At 60.7% G+C, this 18944-nt stretch carries 13 protein-coding genes; 5 read left to right on the top strand and 8 right to left on the bottom strand.

Annotation, left to right across the window (positions count from 1 at the left end):
• Positions 1-48 precede the first annotated feature (48 nt).
• Entirely contained in the window at positions 49-1386 is a 1338-nt protein-coding gene (locus QRN53_RS12620; protein ID WP_285244189.1) for an MFS transporter, read from the bottom strand.
• A gap of 142 nt (positions 1387-1528) precedes the next feature.
• Here QRN53_RS12620 and QRN53_RS12615 point away from each other — a divergent pair, with 142 nt between their 5' ends.
• Positions 1529-2524, top strand: coding sequence for a LacI family DNA-binding transcriptional regulator (locus QRN53_RS12615; RefSeq protein ID WP_285244188.1), 996 nt, complete (start codon positions 1529-1531; stop codon positions 2522-2524).
• Positions 2525-2572: 48 nt separating this feature from the next.
• Here the strand turns inward: QRN53_RS12615 and QRN53_RS12610 are convergent, their stop codons facing one another.
• Positions 2573-3463, bottom strand: coding sequence for an aldose 1-epimerase family protein (locus tag QRN53_RS12610; protein WP_285244187.1), 891 nt, complete (start codon positions 3461-3463; stop codon positions 2573-2575).
• 107 nt (positions 3464-3570) lie between these two features.
• Positions 3571-4800, bottom strand: coding sequence for an ROK family protein (locus QRN53_RS12605; RefSeq protein ID WP_285244186.1), 1230 nt, complete (start codon positions 4798-4800; stop codon positions 3571-3573).
• Between the two features lie 126 nt (positions 4801-4926).
• Between QRN53_RS12605 and xylA the strand changes: the two genes are divergently transcribed.
• The 4 genes from xylA (at position 4927) to QRN53_RS12585 (ending at position 10742) form a co-directional block, all read left to right on the top strand.
• The gene (gene xylA, locus QRN53_RS12600) at positions 4927-6114 is read left to right on the top strand and encodes a xylose isomerase (protein ID WP_285244185.1); all 1188 of its coding nucleotides are present in this window, start codon (positions 4927-4929) and stop codon (positions 6112-6114) included.
• An 81-nt stretch (positions 6115-6195) separates the two neighbouring features.
• On the top strand, positions 6196-7617 hold the full coding sequence (xylB, locus tag QRN53_RS12595; protein WP_285244184.1) for a xylulokinase: 1422 nt from the start codon (positions 6196-6198) through the stop codon (positions 7615-7617).
• Positions 7618-7944: 327 nt separating this feature from the next.
• On the top strand, positions 7945-9441 hold the full coding sequence (pyk, locus tag QRN53_RS12590) for a pyruvate kinase (protein WP_285244183.1): 1497 nt from the start codon (positions 7945-7947) through the stop codon (positions 9439-9441).
• 275 nt (positions 9442-9716) lie between these two features.
• Positions 9717-10742 carry an ATP-dependent 6-phosphofructokinase gene (locus tag QRN53_RS12585; RefSeq protein WP_285244182.1) on the top strand — a complete coding sequence of 342 codons (1026 nt, stop codon included), beginning with the start codon at positions 9717-9719 and terminating at the stop codon, positions 10740-10742.
• Between the two features lie 173 nt (positions 10743-10915).
• On the opposite strand, the gene QRN53_RS12580 is transcribed toward QRN53_RS12585, so the two are convergent.
• The 5 genes from QRN53_RS12580 to QRN53_RS12560 all read right to left on the bottom strand — a co-directional run bounded on the left by QRN53_RS12580 (position 10916) and on the right by QRN53_RS12560 (position 18916).
• Positions 10916-13699 carry a glycosyl hydrolase gene (locus QRN53_RS12580; protein ID WP_285244181.1) on the bottom strand — a complete coding sequence of 928 codons (2784 nt, stop codon included), beginning with the start codon at positions 13697-13699 and terminating at the stop codon, positions 10916-10918.
• Positions 13700-13890: 191 nt separating this feature from the next.
• The gene (locus QRN53_RS12575; protein WP_285244180.1) at positions 13891-15111 is read right to left on the bottom strand and encodes a glycoside hydrolase family 1 protein; all 1221 of its coding nucleotides are present in this window, start codon (positions 15109-15111) and stop codon (positions 13891-13893) included.
• Positions 15112-15330: 219 nt separating this feature from the next.
• Positions 15331-16203, bottom strand: coding sequence for an ATP-binding cassette domain-containing protein (locus QRN53_RS12570; protein WP_285244179.1), 873 nt, complete (start codon positions 16201-16203; stop codon positions 15331-15333).
• On the bottom strand, positions 16200-17978 hold the full coding sequence (locus QRN53_RS12565) for a dipeptide/oligopeptide/nickel ABC transporter permease/ATP-binding protein (protein WP_285244178.1): 1779 nt from the start codon (positions 17976-17978) through the stop codon (positions 16200-16202). Before QRN53_RS12565 ends, QRN53_RS12570 begins: the two co-directional genes overlap by 4 nt.
• Entirely contained in the window at positions 17975-18916 is a 942-nt protein-coding gene (locus QRN53_RS12560) for an ABC transporter permease (protein ID WP_285244177.1), read from the bottom strand. Before QRN53_RS12560 ends, QRN53_RS12565 begins: the two co-directional genes overlap by 4 nt.
• Positions 18917-18944 lie beyond the last annotated feature (28 nt).

Here is an 18944-nt window from a genome sequence, read left to right as displayed (position 1 = left end):
CAGGGGAGGTGTGCATCTCTGGCGAGTCGCGTTTGGACCTGAGTCAATTCACTTCGCGTTGCGGACGCCGAGGGTGATGACTACTCCACCCACTGCAGCGAAAGCGCCAGCCACGATATAGAGCAGGCCGAAGTTGCCGCTGGCCTCGGTGCCTCCAACGAGAAGCAGAGTGGGAGCAACTGCAGGCGCAATGACCTGGGGCAGCAGGGTGGAAAACTGGTTGATCCCAACGAATCGGCCCGCTTCGGTGTCACGCTCAGGAAGGATAGTGATGTAAAGGGCCTGGTCCACGGCGAAGAACAATCCCAAACCGAAATTCAGTACAAAGAGGCCGACCATCAGCAAGGGGACATCGCTTGCGACGGCACTGATCCCGGCGCCGACAGCGAGTATGAAGCCGGATGCAAGAATGAAGGGCTTCCGCCGACCAACCTTGTCCGACAGCCATCCGCTGAAGCCCGCAGCCACGGCGTTGGACACAACACCAACCAGGCCTGACAAGGCGACGATCCCGCCAATTTCTGCAACGCCCATGCCCAGCCGGGTAGCGAAAAACAGAGCGCCAAAGGCCGTTCCAAGCGAAACGCCAAAGTTGAACAGGAAGCGACCGAGCCAATTCCAGGCGAAGCTGGAGTACTTACGAACGTTGAAGCCGTAGTTTTTCAGTAACATCAGAGCCGACGGGCGGGGACCGAAGTCAGTGCTCCGGGTATCGGGCTCCTTAATGAAGATCACGAACGCCAGCATCAGGAGTGCCCCGACTCCTCCAGGAACCAAGAACAGCAAAACAGAGTTGGACACGAAAGAAGCTGCGACGGCTGCCCCAAATACGCCGGCAATCAACTGCGCGACGCCCGTGAGCCCTGAGACGCGCCCGCGTTGCTTCTCGGGGACCCGGTCAGCAATTGTGTTCAGCAACTGCAACTGCGCTGTACCAAGTCCGAGCTGCGCCAGGCACCAGCCCACGATCAAGACCGCAAAGCTTGGAGCAAGTGCAGCAAGCAGGAGCCCGGCTACACCGATTACGAGGCATGACGCGATCCAGGGGCGACGGCGGCCAATACGGGAGCGGGTGCGATCACTCAGGGCGCCCGCGATCGGCCCAAAAACAACGCCGGCGAACGCGCCGGCGGAAACGGCGTATCCCACCCAGCTCTGATGAGCTGGCTCAAGCTGCGCCGTTCGGACTGAGAGCGAAAATGCGATTGGAGCCACGATCGCCATGAAGTTGCCGAACATGGCGAGAGTAAGAAGTGTGACGTATTTCTTGGGAGCTTTGGCCTCAGGTTCAGGGGCTAGAGCCACCTGAGTACCGATGGCAGCAGCGCCATCCACTGCCGCAACGGCGGGAGTGCCGAGCCACTCGGGAGTACCGCTATCAATCATTTCTGACTTCCTTGTCGTGTGGTTAGTATCACGTGATAGCAGAGACTATAGCTCAGCGCTCGGGGAAACTGTCAAGAGGCTCCCTTTACTTTCAGCCGTCGATCCCCGTCGGTTGGCGCCCCCTGTATGCAAAAATGTTGAGATGACTTCACTTGAGAAAGTTCGCCCGGCGACGGCTGCTGACGTCGCAGCCCGCGCAGGTGTATCACGTGCCACCGTGAGTCATATTCTGTCCGGACGTGAAGAACGCTTTCCCGAACCAACCCGTGCGCGAGTTCGAAAAGCTGCCCGTGAGCTGAACTATTCGCCTTGGGCGTCAGGCCGAAGCCTGGTCCGGGGGCGCAGCGACACCATCGTCGTGTTGCTGCCTCAAGTCAGCATCGGTGGTATGCGGCTTCAGGAAACAATTGAGACGTTGACTCGAAGCCTGACCGGACCGGATGCCAACGTGGTGCTTAGAATCGCCGACGAGGACGCCGGCTCCACAGTTTCAGCCCTCCTCAAACTGCAACCCCTTGCAGTCGTTGAACTCGGAGCTCTTCCGACAAAGCACAAGGCGCTTCTGCAATCGCACGGTGTCGCTGTCGTTCCCGACATCGAGCACCCCGTGCGTTACCACGGCATGACGATAGACGTAGCAATCGGCGATTTGCAGGTCCAGGAACTCGGCGGCAGGGGTGACAGGCAGATTGTGTACGCCGCCCTGCACGGCGACAAGAATGATGCTTATGGAGCAGGTCGTTGGACTGCCCTTGAGGGCGCCTGCAGCAGACGCGGACTCGCTGCACCCCTGCGCATGGATGTGCCCCTGGACGTTGATGGGGCAGCCGAACAGATAAAGAAGTTCGGAAGAGTGCCCTTGGGCATCGCCGCCTATAACGACGAAGTCGCAGCGGCAGTGCTTTCCGCCTGTACCCGGCTCGGGAAAAGCGTTCCCGAGGATATATCCGTAATCGGCGTGGACAACTCGCAGATCGCGCGTTTGTGGGTGCCACGAATTACGTCGGTAGAAGCCGACATGAGCGTATTCGCCAATGTGGCTTTAGGCCAGCTCCGCGCGCAGCTCGGAGGTTCGGAGATGCCTGGCCCTGAGATGGGCAACGGTATGCTGCGCGTAGTTCCCGGCCTAACCACCTAGGCCAGCAGATAGGGGGACCCGAGCGGCTGGCTTACGTGCTGCACCCGTTTAGATAGCCTCCAGAGTCCACGAAAGGGTATGGACTCCCTGGCTTGGAAGGACGACCAAATCACGACCTGAGTTGAAAGCATCCGGCGCGCAATCCATTGGCTCTATTGCCAAACCCGCTCGGGGGAGCCCGTCGACGGAATCAGCGGTGTACAGCTGAACCCACTTGGCGGCGGAATCCCAGGACATGACAATTCCCTCGCCGTTCGGGGCAGTGATCCTCGCTTCACAGCGGCCATCGGTCGCAGCTACTCGGGTGAACGCGTGATCGATCTCCGTGGTGCCAACTTTTCGTCCGGCTCGAAAATCGAAGAAACTCCCGTGGACGTCGGCCAGTCCAATTGGCAGCTGACGCTTATGCGATACTTTCATGTACTGCTCGGCATCAAGATGAAGAGTCCAATCGTCGACGGTTCCCTGTCCAGCTACGAGATATGGATGAGGGCAAGAGCCATAGGGAGCCAATGCTGACCCGTTGTTCACAGCGTGAATTTGCGCAGTAAGACCCGCCTCCGAGAGGCTGTATCGCGCCTGAACCTGGACCTGGAAGGGGTATCCGGGGTCTGAGCCAAACTGAATCGCGAAGACCACTGCACTGGAGTCCTTGCGCAAAACTTCCCATTCACGCGCATAGCCCAGTCCGTGAAGTGCGGTTACTTGCGCCGACTCATTGATGGGAACGTTATAGCGTTTCCCTTCAAAGGTGTAGCTGCCATCTGCCATTCTGTTTGGCCAGGGCACACAGACCACGCCTCGGTAATCCACAGTCTTTTTCCCAGGTACCTGCGGAAGAATCATCGCATTGGAACGGTGCGTTAGCGACGAAAGTGTGGCCCCGAGCGTGTCAACAACCGCACGGTAGTCTCCTGCCGTCAGTTCGATCGATGTCATTGACAGTCCTAACTGGCGGCCTCAAGCCGCCGTGCTTCGGTTTCGTTTTAGGGCTGATTCCCCTTACACGTTAGGCAAACGCCACGTGGCTACCGAACGAACGAAAGTCACCCGTCCGACAGCCGGTGTGGTGCTTCCACCACCGCGCGGACCACGCTGCCGGCGGCACCACGCAAGGCTGCGGTCTTCCCAAAGATGGATACCTCGACTTGTTCTGGCGAAAATCTTCCCGGAGCATGTCTGGCGAGGCTGGTAAGAAGCGATGACCGGAGCCATGGGGCGAGGATGGCAAAATGACCGCCCAGCACTACCGAGTTGACGCTTACTATCTTCGCTGTCGAAGCCAGCGCGACACCTAAGTACCATCCCGCGCGGTGCACAGCGTAAACAGCGTCCTTCACGCCTCCGGCCAACTCCCGCAGCAGTTCAGCCATGATGTCGGCGTGGGAGGTTTGTGGCAGAAGGCCCGCAGCAGCGAATATCGCGTCTTGCCCCGCGATAGTTTCGAGGCATCCCGTTGCGCCACAAGAACAATCGGCACCGCCAGGATCCACGATGACGTGACCCACCTCGCCGGCGTGGCCGCCCGGCCCCGTGAAGAGTTGCGAGCCGACAACCAATCCGCCGCCGATGCCGACTTCGCCCGAGATGAAGAGAAAGTCCTGGGCTGCGCCGGTTCCCTGCCGCAAGTGAGCCAATGCCGATGCGTTGGCTTCGTTGTGAAGTGTGACTCCCAGTGGCAGACCCGGTCCGATCGCATCGAGGTCTAATAGGACGTCTTTCCAGCCGAGATTCGGAGCGGACATCACGACCCCCCGCTGAGCATCTATCAATCCTGGGACGGCCAAACCAGCACCCAATATCCTGACCTGCCGGGCGCGCACATCGCTTGCAACGCTGGCGGCAAGCACGGCTAGATCCTGCAGCAGAGGATCGGAAAGGCTACTTCTGTTATTGCGTTCTTGAGTGCGGTGCACCAGCAGCGTGCCCGACAGGTCTGTTACAGCAGCTGCAATGTAATCGATGTTGATTTCCAAGCCCATTACGGCCTGGCTTGGGTTTAGCTGCAGCCCGACACCGGGCCGACCACGATCACCCCGCGGATTCAACCCGAATTCTCGGATCACTCCGATGTTCAAGAGGTCGAGTACCAGGCTAGATATCGAGGCCTTCGTTAGCCCGGTGATGGACGCTAACTGCGCTCGAGTCAGATGCGTGTCCGAGGAGCTTTCGGCCACTTTGCTCATGACCAGAGCGAGATTGCTCCTGCGCACACTCATCATGCTGCCCGGCGCTGACGCAGCGGGCGGGACCATACCTGACGCACGCATTGCCATCAGACGCTCCTCCACTAGAAATACCGTCCCTGCACGCCGGGTGTTGACCACAGCCTACTTCGACCCATATAGTTCAGGCAATAAACTATAGCGCTGTGATCGGCGCCTCAACTGCAAGGACGCATTATGACTCTTTCCCCCACTCCCGCCGACAAGTTCACTTTTGGTCTCTGGACGGTCGGCTGGACCGGCGCCGACCCGTTCGGCGTGGCCACCCGTAAGGCCCTTGACCCTGTCGAAGCGGTGCACCGGCTCAGCGAACTTGGTGCCTACGGCATCACTTTCCACGACAACGATCTGGTCCCGTTCGACGCCTCGGCTTCGGAGCGGGAGCTGATCCTGAAGAACTTCCGCTCGGCGCTGGCGGAAACCGGGCTGAAGGTGCCGATGGTTACCACCAACCTGTTCAGCCACCCTGTCTTCAAGGATGGTGGTTTCACGTCCAATGACCGCTCGGTCCGCCGTTTCGCCCTGTCCAAGGTCCTGCGGAACATCGACCTTGCCGCCGAGCTTGGCGCCGAAACGTTCGTCATGTGGGGCGGCCGGGAAGGCAGCGAGTACGACGGGTCCAAGGACCTTGCCGCTGCCCTGGACCGGATGAAGGAAGGCGTGGACACCGCCGCCGGCTACATCAAGGACAAGGGCTACAACCTGCGCATTGCCCTCGAGCCCAAGCCCAATGAGCCCCGTGGCGACATCTTCCTGCCCACCGTGGGCCATGGCCTGGCGTTCATCGCCCAGCTCGAGCACGGCGACATCGTGGGCCTGAACCCGGAAACCGGGCACGAGCAGATGGCAGGGCTGAACTTCACCCATGGCATCGCCCAGGCCCTCTGGGCGGGCAAGCTCTTCCACATCGACCTCAACGGACAGCGCGGCATCAAGTACGACCAGGACCTGGTCTTCGGCCATGGCGATCTGACCAGCGCCTTCTTCACTGTGGACCTGCTCGAGAACGGCTTCCCGGGCGGTGGTCCGAAGTACGACGGTCCGCGGCACTTCGACTACAAGCCCTCCCGCACCGACGGCTACGACGGTGTCTGGGAATCCGCCAAGGCCAACATGGCGATGTACCTCCTGCTCAAGGAACGCGCACTGGCCTTCCGCGCAGACTTCGAGGTCCAGGAAGCACTCAAGGCATCCGGCGTCTTCGAACTCGGCGAGTCCACCCTCGCCGCCGGTGAAAGCACCGCGGACCTGCTCACAGACGCCGCCGCGTTTGAGGACTTCGACGCCGACAAGGCCGCCGAGCGCTCCTTCGCGTTCGTCCGGCTCAACCAGCTCGCCATCGAACACCTCCTCGGTGCCCGCTAAGCCCCATAGTCCTGCTGCGGGGTCTGCGGTTCATGCAGGCTCCGCAGCATTTCCATCTTCCACACAAAGAAAAGAACCGCTATGCCGCTAGTAGCAGGAGTAGACAGCTCCACCCAGTCCTGCAAAGTAGTCATCCGCGACGCGGACACCGGAGAACTCGTCCGCCAGGGCCGGTCCTCCCACCCCGAAGGCACTGAAGTCCACCCGGACCGTTGGTGGGATGCCCTTCAGGAGGCCATCGCCGGCGCGGGCGGCCTGGACGACGTCGCCGCGGTCTCCATCGCCGGGCAGCAACACGGCATGGTCTGCCTGGATGCCGACGGGGCCGTGGTCCGGCCCGCACTCCTGTGGAACGACACACGTAGCGCTGGGGCGGCAGCCGAGCTGATCAAGTTTGCCGGTGGAGGTGACCCCGTTGCCGGAGCAGGATACTGGGCCGGTGCCACCGGAACGGTCCCGGTGGCATCTCTTACACTCACCAAGCTGCACTGGCTGGCGCAAAATGAGCCGGAGAACGCAGCCCGGGTCGCCGCCGTTTGCCTGCCGCATGACTGGCTCACCTGGCGGCTTGCCGGGTATGGTCCCGGCAGCGGCACTGAAGGTCTGCGGGCGCTCGTGACCGACCGCTCGGATGCCTCCGGCACCGGTTACTATTCGACGGCAGCCGGGCAGTACCTTCCCGCCGTCGTGTCAGGCTCACTCGGCCACCTGCCAGTCTTGCCCAAGGTCCTTGGTCCGCTTGAGGCGGCGGGAAAGACCCGGGACGGTATCCTCCTTGCTGTGGGAGCGGGAGACAACGCTGCCGCCGCATTGGGAGCCGGCGCCGGGCTGGGAGATGTAGTCATGTCCTTGGGCACTTCAGGGACCGTATTCGCCGTCTGTGAGACGCCCGCCGCTGACCCCTCGGGCCTGGTAGCTGGGTTCGCTGATGCAACCGGTCACTATCTGCCCCTGGTATGTACCTTGAATGCCACTCGGGTTTTCGACGCCACGGCCACAATGCTGGGCGTCACATTGGAGGAATTCAACACTCTGGCGCTGTCGGCCGCTTCGGGGGCGGGAGGGCTGACCCTTGTGCCCTATTTCGACGGCGAACGCACCCCGAACCTGCCCGATGCGACTGGCGCGTTGCATGGCATCACCCGTGCGAACTACACCCGCGAGAACCTGGCTCGTGCGGCCGTCGAAGGTGTTGTGTGTTCCCTCGCCGACGGTTTGGCTGCCTTGCAGGCCCATGGCGTCAACGCCCAACGAATCATCCTGGTAGGCGGCGGCGCTCAGTCTGCCGCCGTGCAGGAAGTTGCGGTGCGGCTCTTGGGAACTCAGATTATTGTTCCTCAGCCTGGCGAATATGTCGCGGACGGAGCAGCACGCCAGGCGGTGGCTGCTCTTTCAGGCCGTTTCCCCGAATGGCCGTTGGACACCGTTGAGCGGGCTGCATCAGAAGACCACGACGGGGTCCTCAGCAGATACCGTTCTTACGCGGGCTTTTACACCCGCTGAGTCCAGCCATTGGTACGTAACGGAAGGGCCACCGCCTCAAGCCACTCGTAGAGGACCCCTGCTTGCCCTTCCTACGAGGAACGCAGAAGCGCTCCCGAAGCGAATGATCCTTTATTTCAACGTGAACCGGATACGCGGCAAGTGGGTGCACCCATCGCCTGAGTGTGGTCCATTTCTGGGCGACAGGGGTTCAAAGCGTTGACGTTGCGTTCGGCGGAGTCTTACCGGCGCCAGTTGAAGAACCTTATAAGTACAACTGACGGCCGTCACCGCCGCCTCTACCTCACCGCCAGTAACTTGACATAAAAAAGAACTGATTGGTATTCCATGAGACGCGCAAAAATTGTGGCCACGTTTGGCCCGGCAATTGCCAGCTACGAGAACACTCTCGCGGTGCTGGAGGCCGGCGTTGACGTCGCCCGCATGAACATGAGCCACGGCGACTACACCGTGCACGACAACACCTACGAGAACGTCCGGAAGGCAGCAGCAGAGCTTGGTAAACCTGCGGCGATCATGGCCGACCTGCAGGGTCCCAAGATCCGCCTGGGCCGCTTCGTTGACGGCCCGCACGCCCTCGCTGTGGGTGACATCTTCACCATCACCACCGAGGACGTCCCCGGTACCCAGGAAATCTGCTCCACCACCCTGAAGAGCCTCACCGAGGACGTCCGGGTGGGCGACGCCCTGCTGATCGACGACGGCAAGGTGGCCCTGCGTGCCACGGCAGTGGACGACGTCAAGGTCGTCGCCGAGGTGACCGTCGGCGGCATGGTGTCCAACAACAAGGGCATCAACCTTCCCGGCGTGGCCGTGAACGTGCCCGCGCTGAGCGAAAAGGATGAGGACGACCTGCGCTGGGCGATGCGCCGCGGCGTTGACCTGGTGGCCCTGTCCTTCGTCCGGGACGCCTCCGACATCACCCGGGTGCATGAGATCATGGACGAGGAAGGCCGCCGCGTGCCGGTCATCGCCAAGATCGAGAAGCCGCAGGCCGTGGAGCAGCTGCCGGAGATCATCGATGCGTTCGATGCCATCATGGTGGCCCGTGGCGACCTCGGTGTGGAGCTTCCGCTGGAGGAAGTGCCGATCGTGCAGAAGCGCGCCATCGAACTGGCACGCCGCTGGGCCAAGCCGGTCATCGTGGCCACGCAGGTCCTCGAGTCCATGATCGACAACCCGCGCCCCACCCGTGCGGAGGCTTCCGACTGCGCCAACGCCGTCCTGGACGGTGCTGACGCCGTCATGCTGTCCGGTGAGACCAGCGTGGGCAAGTACCCGATCGAAACGGTCAAGGTCATGGCCCGGATTATTGAATCCACCGAGGTCCACGGCCTGGAGCGCGTCCCTCCGCTGGGCACCAAGCCCCGGACCCGTGGCGGCGCCATCACGCGTGCCGCCGTCGAAATCGCGGACCAGCTGGACGCCAAGTACATCTGTGCGTTCACCCAGTTCGGCGACTCGGCCCGCCGCCTGTCCCGCCTGCGGCCCATCAAGCCGGTCTTCGCGTTCACCCCGGTGGAGCAGGTCTGGAACCAGATGGCCCTCACCTGGGGCATCCAGCCGGTGCTGGTGCAGATGGTCGACCACACCGACGCCATGACCACCCAGGTTGACCGCAGCCTGGAGGAAATGGGCCTGGTGGAAGACGGCGACCTGGTGGTCATCGCTGCCGGATCGCCTCCCGGAAAAGCCGGCTCCACGAACTCCCTGAAGGTGCACAAGGTGAGCGACCTCGCCGACTCGACCCGCGCCGGCGAGCTCGCGAGCAACAAGGAGAAGCTCGGCCCCTGGCCGGAAAACCGGAAGCCCCGGTCTTCGTAGCGGCAGGACATGATTCCCATCAGAATCTACTGCCGTACTTCAGGTATGAACTAGCTCAAGAGCCACATAAACCCCTCGCCGACGCGCGTCGCCCCCGGGACTTTGTTGAATAGGCAGTGCCCCCGACCCAGCGTAGGAACATCACAAACACCGGTGACTGGGTCCTGCACATACGAGTAATGGCATCTCGAGGACCACGTTTGCCTCAGGCTTTTGAATGAGCCCAGCGTGGCTTTCTGCTGTAAACCCCCTCTGCAAAGATTCGAGCGGAAATTATGAAAATTGGAATCTTCACCAGCGGTGGCGACTGCCCCGGACTGAATGCCGTGATTCGCGGCGCCGTGTTGAAGGGCATCGCCGATCATGGGCACGAGTTCGTCGGGTTCCGGGATGGCTGGCGCGGCGTGGTGGAGGGCGACATCATCGAGATCCCCCGCACCATGGTCCGCGGCATCGCCAAGCAGGGCGGCACCATCCTAGGCACGTCCCGCACCAACCCGTTCGAAAACGGCGGCGGCCCCGAAACCATCAAGGCCCACATGGACCGGCTCGGCATCGACGCGATCATCGCCATCGGCGGTGAGGGAACGCTCGCCGCGGCCAAGCGGCTCACCGATGTGGGCCTGAACATCGTCGGCGTGCCGAAGACCGTGGACAACGACCTCGACGCCACGGACTACACCTTCGGTTTCGACACCGCCGTGCAGATTGCCACCGAAGCCATCGACCGCCTCCGCACCACGGGCGAATCCCACCACCGCTGCATGATCGCCGAAGTCATGGGCCGCCACGTGGGCTGGATCGCCCTGCACGCAGGAATGGCCGCCGGCGCGCACGCCATCCTCATCCCCGAGCAGAAAGTCAGCATCGAGCAGATCACCCGATGGGTGAAGGAAGCCCACGCCCGCGGCCGCGCACCCCTGGTGGTGGTGGCCGAAGGCTTCGTTCCGGAACACATTGAAAGCCCCCACTCCGAGCGCGGCCTGGACACCTTCGGCCGTCCCCGCCTGGGCGGCATCGCCGACCAGCTGGCCCCAGAACTCGAAGCACGGACAGGCATCGAAACCCGTGCCACCATCCTGGGGCACATCCAGCGCGGCGGCGTCCCATCCGCCTTCGACCGGGTCCTGGCCACCCGGCTCGGCATGGCCGCCATCGACTCGGTGGTGGAAGGCTACTGGGGCACCATGGTGGCACTGAAGGGAACGGACATCCGCCACGTGGCCTTCCAGGAAGCCCTGGGCCAGCTGAAGACCGTTCCGCAAAACCGCTACGACGAAGCCGCGGTCCTGTTCGGCTAGGGCTTCTTCAGACCGAACTGGCGGAGCCTGTACTGCACACTCCCTGATCCCATTTCCCGTGACCGACGAGCCGATTACTGATCCGCGGTAAGCCGCAGGTTCACGGCGCCACTGTTTATGTGACGGCCAAGGCAGCGTTCTCGTCCCCCCCAGGCGATGAGTTAGTACGACGATTAGCTGCCAGGGCTGATACCGACTGCGAAGAACTTCACGGGGCCAACAAGTCCATGCGGGCAGGGTTGCCCGAAAGGTCCTCGGAGTCGGCCTGTCTCAGCGACCGCGTTCCGCAGAGCGGTGCGAACCTCTATTTGGACATGTGTGCCCTCACCACCTGCCAATGCGTCGCCGAGCTCGAGGACGGTCCCGGAGACGTAGGCGGGGCCGAAGGTCTGATTGCCAATACGAACCGTCGCCGATCCAGCGAGCTCACCGAACTCGAGAACGACGCCGGTGGAACCCTTCGGAACCGCCGCAACCCGGCACGAATAAAGGCCTGTCCCGGAAATGCGGGCAAGCTCGTCGACCGTGCGCCAGTCGGCTGGGCCCTGCCCGTCAAGCTCTATGGTCCGGGTACCTCCTTCCTCGACGGATTGCACGCTGAGACGCCAGTCGCTGACATCAAGCCTCATCCGGCCTTGAGGTGCCGTTTCCTGCGTGCACTGTCCAGTCGCTTCAAGATCAAGCTCAAAGATTCGAAGGTCGAGGGGAGCAAGACTCAGCGAGAGTATGGTGCGGCTCGCATCACATTTTGAATTGATGTCAACCGTCTCGCCAGACATCAGAATCAGCTCGCGCAGGGCGCCTGTCCCTTCAATGGACAAGTTCGCGCTGTGCTGCTCGGCCTCTGGGTTGTAGACCAGGATGTAGCGCCGGTCGCCGGCGTCCCGCAATTGCGTAAGCAGAGGTGGGCCGTTCCAAGATACGCGAGGCGAAACACCAAGTTGGCTTAGTGCCTGTGCAGTCTCGGAAAACGCTCCAACAGTGGTTACCGTCGGTAGCTCGAGGGCCCGGTTAACCGCCGCTTTCACTCGTTCCGAGCGCTTGGCATTGCCACCGAAACCGGAGTCCTCGGTGGGAGATTCGCCTACGAACACCACGCACAGTCCCCGAGCGGCTGCTTTATGGATCGCTTCCGCTGCTTCGGGCGTGATGGCGCGCTCCTCAACTACGAGCCCCTGATAAGCGGGACCGTCCGGAAAAAGGGTTCCGTTTCCGACAGCAGATGCTTCGGAAAGTCCGATCGGGTCAAGATACTGGACAGAATAGCCGGAACGCTCCAGCGCCTCGGTGTCGGCTAGTAAGCCCGGTGCGGTGAAGTCTACGTCGCCGAAACCACGGGCCGCAGTGGTAAGGAAGCCGTCGCGGTAAATTGCGACGTCAGTTCGCGGGACACCTGTCTCGAGCACCGCAGTTCCTCGGGCCCAGTAGTCGGTAAGCGGCCGCCAGTGCTTCCATTCAGGGTAGAAAACGTCATTCCACGTGTCCGATACGTAGTCCTGAAATCGGCTCTGTGTTGGCCAGGGAGCGTCCGGCTCTTGCGTTCCGAAGCCGTGCACGAATGGCTTGGTAATTCCGGCAGCCCACTCCTTGTCGAGCATCTGCTTCAGATCTCCAAGGGTGAGTGCATAGGCAGCCCCGAATTGAGCACCAAGCTCAGTGCTGATCCGGTTTGTGCCGCCTTGGTGGGCCCCACCGACCAGGGCGCGCTGCCAGTCAAGGGCGTAGCGCCAATTGGGGTGGTCCTTGGATAGGGGAGCGCGATCGCCCGAGTTTAAGGACTCTCCTTCTGCCCGACCTCCATGGCGGACAAACTCACGATTGGTCCGCACCGGTTCTAGATTTTGACCGTAAGCTACCTGGGCTTTGTGCCTAAGCCCGTGGGTGGTCGCCCACCGCTGGAACAGCAGGAGGTGATCCGTGATGTAAAGGTCACTGATTAATCGGTAGTAATCGCTACGGATCCGGGCACCTTGCAAGTCATTCAGCTCATAGTCCGGAGTTGGCTCCTCGTTAGGCACCCAGTACCGACACATCCCATGCGCGAAGAGCACGGGGAGGTAAGGCGTTATGGCGTAGCCGTGCCGCTCAAGGAAACGATCAGGAAGACTGGGGCTCCAGAACAAGGAGTCTGCGTTGAGCTCAAGCGAGTCTTCGAAAAGCTCGGTACCAACGCGGCGGAGCATCGGAAAGTTCTCCGCTCCAATTTGGTGCTCATCCAAGTACTCCGTGGCGGCAGAAGCGGCATCCTTGTCAAGGAAGCTGGTGGCGCCCTGCTCGCTGTCTCGAATCCAAAAAGCGAACAACACCCAATCGCCCGGGCGCGGAAGCCATTCAATGGTGTTTCCCGTTACCTGGGGGGTGATGTCTACCAGCGACGATGTGTCTAAGACCGTCGACTGCTCAGGGGGAAGGATGATTCTTTTCGGTCCGTAGTGCTCGTTCCCAGGGACTATGGAAGGGGGGTCCCCCCAACTGACCACCCTTGCCGCGGTCACAGCTAGGAGCCGCGATGCCCGGGAACAGTGAGGGTCGTCGAAGGTCGGCGGGATCGGAACGACAGCCTGGCTATCCCCAAGTCGAGTGACGCCGTATTGAAGCTCTTGGGCGGCGTGTTTTGTGCCGGTTGTGGTGTTAGGTGTGCGGACGGGCCACTCTGCACCCAGCGTCATTGCCACGCCAATCCCGAGCTTGTCCGCTTCTGCCAGCACAGCACTCAGCGCGTGCCGTTGCGCCTCGTCTGCCCAGAAACCCTGGGAAAACGCAATTTCAACTTCGCCAAACCCTGCTTCGGCGATGCTTCTCAGCTCTCTTACCAGTTCCGACGGGCTCACCTGCGATTGCCACCACCAGCGCATTCCGGGCCGGTCGGTCACCTGCGGCGACTGGAATCGGGCAGGGTCTAGAAAGTTGCGCCTTACCGGAAGGTTCAGGAGCTGGTCCTCGTTGGTCCCCAACATAGTCCTCTTCTGTCGTGTGAATTAATGCCGCGATTGGTCTGACCAACCCGCCCCGCCGTCAGTTGCCGCCGACTAACCGCTAAGTTGCGCACAGCCCTTGTTGGTGGCCTTCAGGATCGTCGGCTGTGGGCCGGCCTGTTGGGCACCAAGGAGAGGGCGGTGGGCAAAACTCTATTTGCTGATACTGAAACCTACGGAAGAATGGCTTTGCCACGCGTCCGGGCAGTTTCTCCGAGCCAAGCCAAGCTTGGTTTCGGAGAACGGACAAAGGAATCCCGGTCAACGGCGATGAGCCCGAACGTTGGTCCCCAGTGGCCCCATTCGTAGTTGTCCAGCAAGCTCCAGTGCAGGTAGCCGCGCACGTCTGCGCCGTCGGTCATAGCATCGGCAAGGTGGCGAAGGGCCTCGGTTGTATAGGCGATACGGCGCCGATCGTCCGCAGTGGCAATCCCATTCTCGGTAACCAGGATCGGGAGCCCCGTTACATCGGTTACGTGGCGAACTGCCATGCCCAGCGCGTCGGGACGGTAGGAGGTACCAACGAGGGTGTTATCCGGGTGCTCGGGATGCGGGACGAGCCCATCTTTATCCACTGCCTGGCTCGAATAGGACTGTACACCGATGAAGTCATCCCCTTCGGCCGCGTGGAGGTACATGTCTTCGAAGTTGTAAAGGACCTCGCGGAATTTTTCCTCATCTCCCGGAGTGGAGGTCAGAGCTCCATTGGCGATGGACCAACCAACCTTTGCTCCTGTGCGCTCACGCACGATGTCACGGACGCCGTGGTGAGCCCTGATGAAAGGCTCCCCGTATTCCGGTTCCGGAATCGGAAGACTTGCTGCAATTCGCGCTCGGTCCGGTTCTCCTTGGACCGTTGGGCTTTGCCACTTCTGAAGCGTGCCCTTTTTGGCCGCTTCCTGGAGCATGACCATCATTGCCATTTGATTCGGTTCGTTGATGGTAAGGACCCATTCAACGCCACCCAAAATTGTTGATGCTTCGGTAACATACGCTGCGAACCGGTCCGTGGCACCCGGGCTGCGCCAGCCCCCTTCTTCTTGGAACCACTGCGGGTTGGAGAAGTGGTGCAAGGTAACAACGGGAGTAATCCCGAACTCGAAACACGCCTCGATCATGCGGCGGTAGTGGGCGAGCTCCGCTCGTGAGAACTGGTCGGGCCGGGGTTGGATCCGTGCCCACTCGAGACCAAAGCGGTAGGTGTTGAGTCCGGCGTCAGCCAGGAGTGCGATGTCTTCCCGGTATCGGTGGTAGCTGTCGTTCGCGTCGCCGCTGGGCTCCATGCCCGGAACTTTGCTTTCCCTGGCCCACCAGTCACTGTTGACGTTGTTGCCTTCTACCTGGTGGGGTGCTGTAGAGGCCCCCCAAAGAAATCCATCGGGAAAGCTGTTCATATAAATCTCCTTGGGTAGTAGGTGTTGCAGGTTTTTCGAAGCCACGGAGCCCCGGGGAGCTGTTCGTAACACCCAACAGGTGGCGGTGGCCATGGAACGATATCGAAGTAAACATGGCCCGATGGGAGTTTTAGCAAGTGCCTGTTAGCCGACAGGAAAATCAATATTGGCTACTGTTTTCGCTACCCGGGATTGCAGCTCCACGACAGATTTCTGGCTTCAGGCGCGGCTTAGGCCTACTGCGGTCTGTTCGTGCTGTTCCCGTTGCTGTTCACGAAGCCGAAGGCGTTCGGCGCGGCGCCGCTCCTGCTGGACCGGATGGGGGATGGGAGCGGCAAGCAACAGCCTCTGGGTGTAGGGATGTTCCGGCTTTAACGTGACGTCTTCGGCCGGGCCAGTCTCGACGATTTCACCGCGGTACACCACAGCCACGCGATGACTGATATGACGTACGACGGCGAGATCATGTGAAATGAAGAGGTATGCCACGCCGGTCTCGCGCTGTATGTCTAAGAGCAGCTCAAGCACGAGTGCCTGCGTGCTAAGGTCCAGCGCGGAGACAGGTTCATCGCAGACAATGAGCCTGGGCTTGGGGCCGAGGGCCCGGGCGATGGCAACGCGCTGGCGTTGCCCTCCGCTGAATTCCCTGGGAAGCCGGTCAGCGGCGTCGTGGGGAAGACCGACCTGATCGAGCAGCGTCCGCACCCGCCTGCGTGCGTCAGCGCGGGTCGCGCCGAGCGTTACCAGCGGTTCGCTGAGAATGTCGCCGACGGCCATAGCTGGATTTAGAGAACTGTAGGGATCCTGAAACACGACCTGAAGATCGCGTGCGATCTTCCGCCGTTCTGCTTTGCCGGCATGGGAAATGTCCTTACCCTCAAACTCAATGCTTCCCTTGGTGACAGGTGCAAGACCGAGAACGGCGCGGCCGATGGTGGTTTTCCCGGAGCCTGATTCACCCACGATACCCAGGGTCTCTCCTGGGGCCAGATCGAGGGACACCCCATGAATGATTTCCAGGGCGGGTTTGAAGAACTTCTTACTGGGGTAGGCGACGTGCAGGTTGTTAACTTGCAGTAAAGGGTTCATCATTCCTGCTTCTGCGCTAGTGCGGCTGGTCTATCAGCGCGAACGGTGGATTCGTCCAAAATTGCGGCCAAAAGTGACTTTGTGTAGGCCGACGCCGGGTTATCGAACACGTCCACGGCTTCACCAGTTTCCACAATCCGCCCGTCTTTCATAACGGCTATTCGCTCGCAGATGTCGGCGACGACCCCGAAGTTGTGAGTAACAAGAATGATTGCAAGGTCCAGATCCTTTTGCAGGTCCCGGAGAAGGTCAAGAATTTCAGCCTGGACCGTCACGTCAAGAGCTGTGGTTGGTTCATCGGCAATGAGAAGTGCCGGACGGCTGGCAACGGCACCTGCAATGAGGACACGTTGAGCCATGCCACCCGAAATTTGGAAGGGGTACGAGCGGTACACCCGCTCCGGGTTAGCAATCCCGACGCGCTCCAGCAACTCCATGACCCGTGCTTTTGCTTCCTTGCGGTCAACCCCTGTGGTAGCCCGAACAGACTTCACAAGCTGCGCGCCCACTCGGTAGGAAGGATCCAAATTGGACATCGGTTCCTGGGGAATATATCCAATACGACGGCCGCGGATCTTTTGCATATCCCGTTCTGAGGCCTCCAGAAGGTTGATGCCATCGAACCAAACCGACCCGCCCAAGATGACCGCTTCCGCAGGAAGCAATTTAAGGATCGAAAAGGCTGTTTGCGATTTTCCCGATCCAGACTCCCCGACGAGGCCCAGAATTTCGCCCTTATTTAGGGTGAAGTTGACTCCCTTGACCACAGGGCGGACGGTTCCGTCGGACGCGGGGTACCCGATTTGTAGATCCCGCACCACCAACAACGCGTTTTCCTCGGAAGGGATGGGTTCGAGAGGCCTTGCCGAGGACGCGGGACGGCGTGACTTTCTGCCACCGACGTTCTTCTGCCCGCCTTCCAGGGCATCTCGAAGCGCATTGCCAAACAGAATGAGACAGGCAGTGATCAGTCCCAGCGTGATGCTGGGCCACAGGAATTGCATCGGCCGAAGGTATAGGTTGGTAAAGCCCTCAGAGACCATAGACCCGAAGCTCGGAACGGCGCTGGAACCTACCCCAAGAAATGCGAGGCCTGCCTGCACACCAATGGCGGTACCTACCAGGAAAGCAGAAGCCACGATGATGGGGCCGCGGATGACGGCCAGGATGTGCCGGGCGAGGATGCGTGTGTCCGTGAGTCCTGACACCCGCGCTGCGTCGACGAAGAGTTCCCCCTTGGTTGCAATAACAAGTCCGCGGACAATGCGGAAGATGGCAGGTGACAGCAGTACGCCGTAGATCACCATGGTGACGCGGTAATCGCCGCCCGTGACCGGCATCAACAGGATTAGGAGGAGAATACCCGGGAAGGTCATGACCAGGTTGAACAGCCATTCGGTGACAGCTGATGTCTTGGAACCGAGGTATCCGCCCACGAGCCCTGCCGTGACTCCGACAAGAAGTGCCACTATCACGCCAATCAAGCCCGCGATAATGCTGGTCTGGGTGGACGCCAGAAGACGGGCGAGAATGTCCCGCCCGTTTTGGTCACCCCCCAAGGGCCGGTTTGGGTCACCCGGTAAGGCGTTAGCGTAGTTCAAATCTGCTGCGTTGGGGTCGTGCGTCCAGAAAAATGGTCCGAGGAATCCGACCAACACGATCACCGTCAGGATCGCCCCGGTGATCACCGCCTGAGGGTCGCCAGCCAGGCGCTTCCATAGTGGTGTTCTTGCAGATGCTTCAAGGTCGGGGTCGGCTGTCAGCTGCTCGACACTCATTGAAGTCTCGCTTTCGGGTTGAGCCATCCATTTACGAGGTCAGCGAGGAGATTGATAGTGACGGTCAGAAGAACAGTGAAACCTGTGATCCCCATGACGACGGGCACGTCCCCCCGTAGCGCCGCGGAGAATGCGTATGTTCCGAAGCCAGGAAGAGCGAACACTTTCTCTATGAAAAGCGCGCCGCCCAGCATCGCTAAAAACTCGAGCCCCAGCACCGTCACAGCCGGGCCGACCGCGTTGCGAAGTGCGTGCTGCATGACAACGGTTGTGTTTTTCATACCCCTCGCGCGGAGTGTGCGTACGTAGTCTTTACGAAGCTCGCCTATCATCGCCCCGCGGACTTGTGCTGCCATATTGGCAACGCCTCCGATTAGCAAAACAAAAATCGGAATCGCCGCTGTACGCAGGTAGCCGTCGAAGTTGGAAGAGGGCGCTGCATACCCCGTCGCGGGCAACCAGCGCAGTGTTACTGCAAAGATCAGCACCAGAACAATGGCAAGCAGTAGCGACGGAACGAGCATGCCAATAAGGGAAACACCTTGGGAGATCTTGTCAATTGTTCCGCCCCGGACAGCAGCGATGACACCGAGGGCGATACTCAGTAAAACAGTGATCGCCAACGCTGGCAGCACGATGGACAGGGTTACGCCCAACCGCTGAGTGACCGCCGGTCCTACTAATTCACTGGTGAAAAGCGAACGGCCGAAGTCGCCTTTAAATACGCCGCCCAACCAGTCCAGATACTGCACCCCGACGGGGCGGTCATAACCCAGTTTCTGCATTCTCCCTGCAACGTTTGCGTCTGTGGCAGCCGTGCCCAGAATGGACCTAACAATTTTTTCGAAGGAGGGTGCCAAAAGGAGGTAAGTGATGAAGGTGACCAGAACCGCCAGAATGATGCCAGCGCCGAGGCGCCGCAGCACGTATGTGATCATGCTGTTCCTAAAAGTTGCAATTCAAGGT

The sequence above is a fragment of the Pseudarthrobacter sp. fls2-241-R2A-127 genome, assembly GCF_030209355.1.
Classification (GTDB): Bacteria; Actinomycetota; Actinomycetes; order Actinomycetales; family Micrococcaceae; genus Arthrobacter.
Note: the sequence above shows the minus strand (reverse complement) of the source record. Positions and strands in the feature narration are given on the sequence as shown.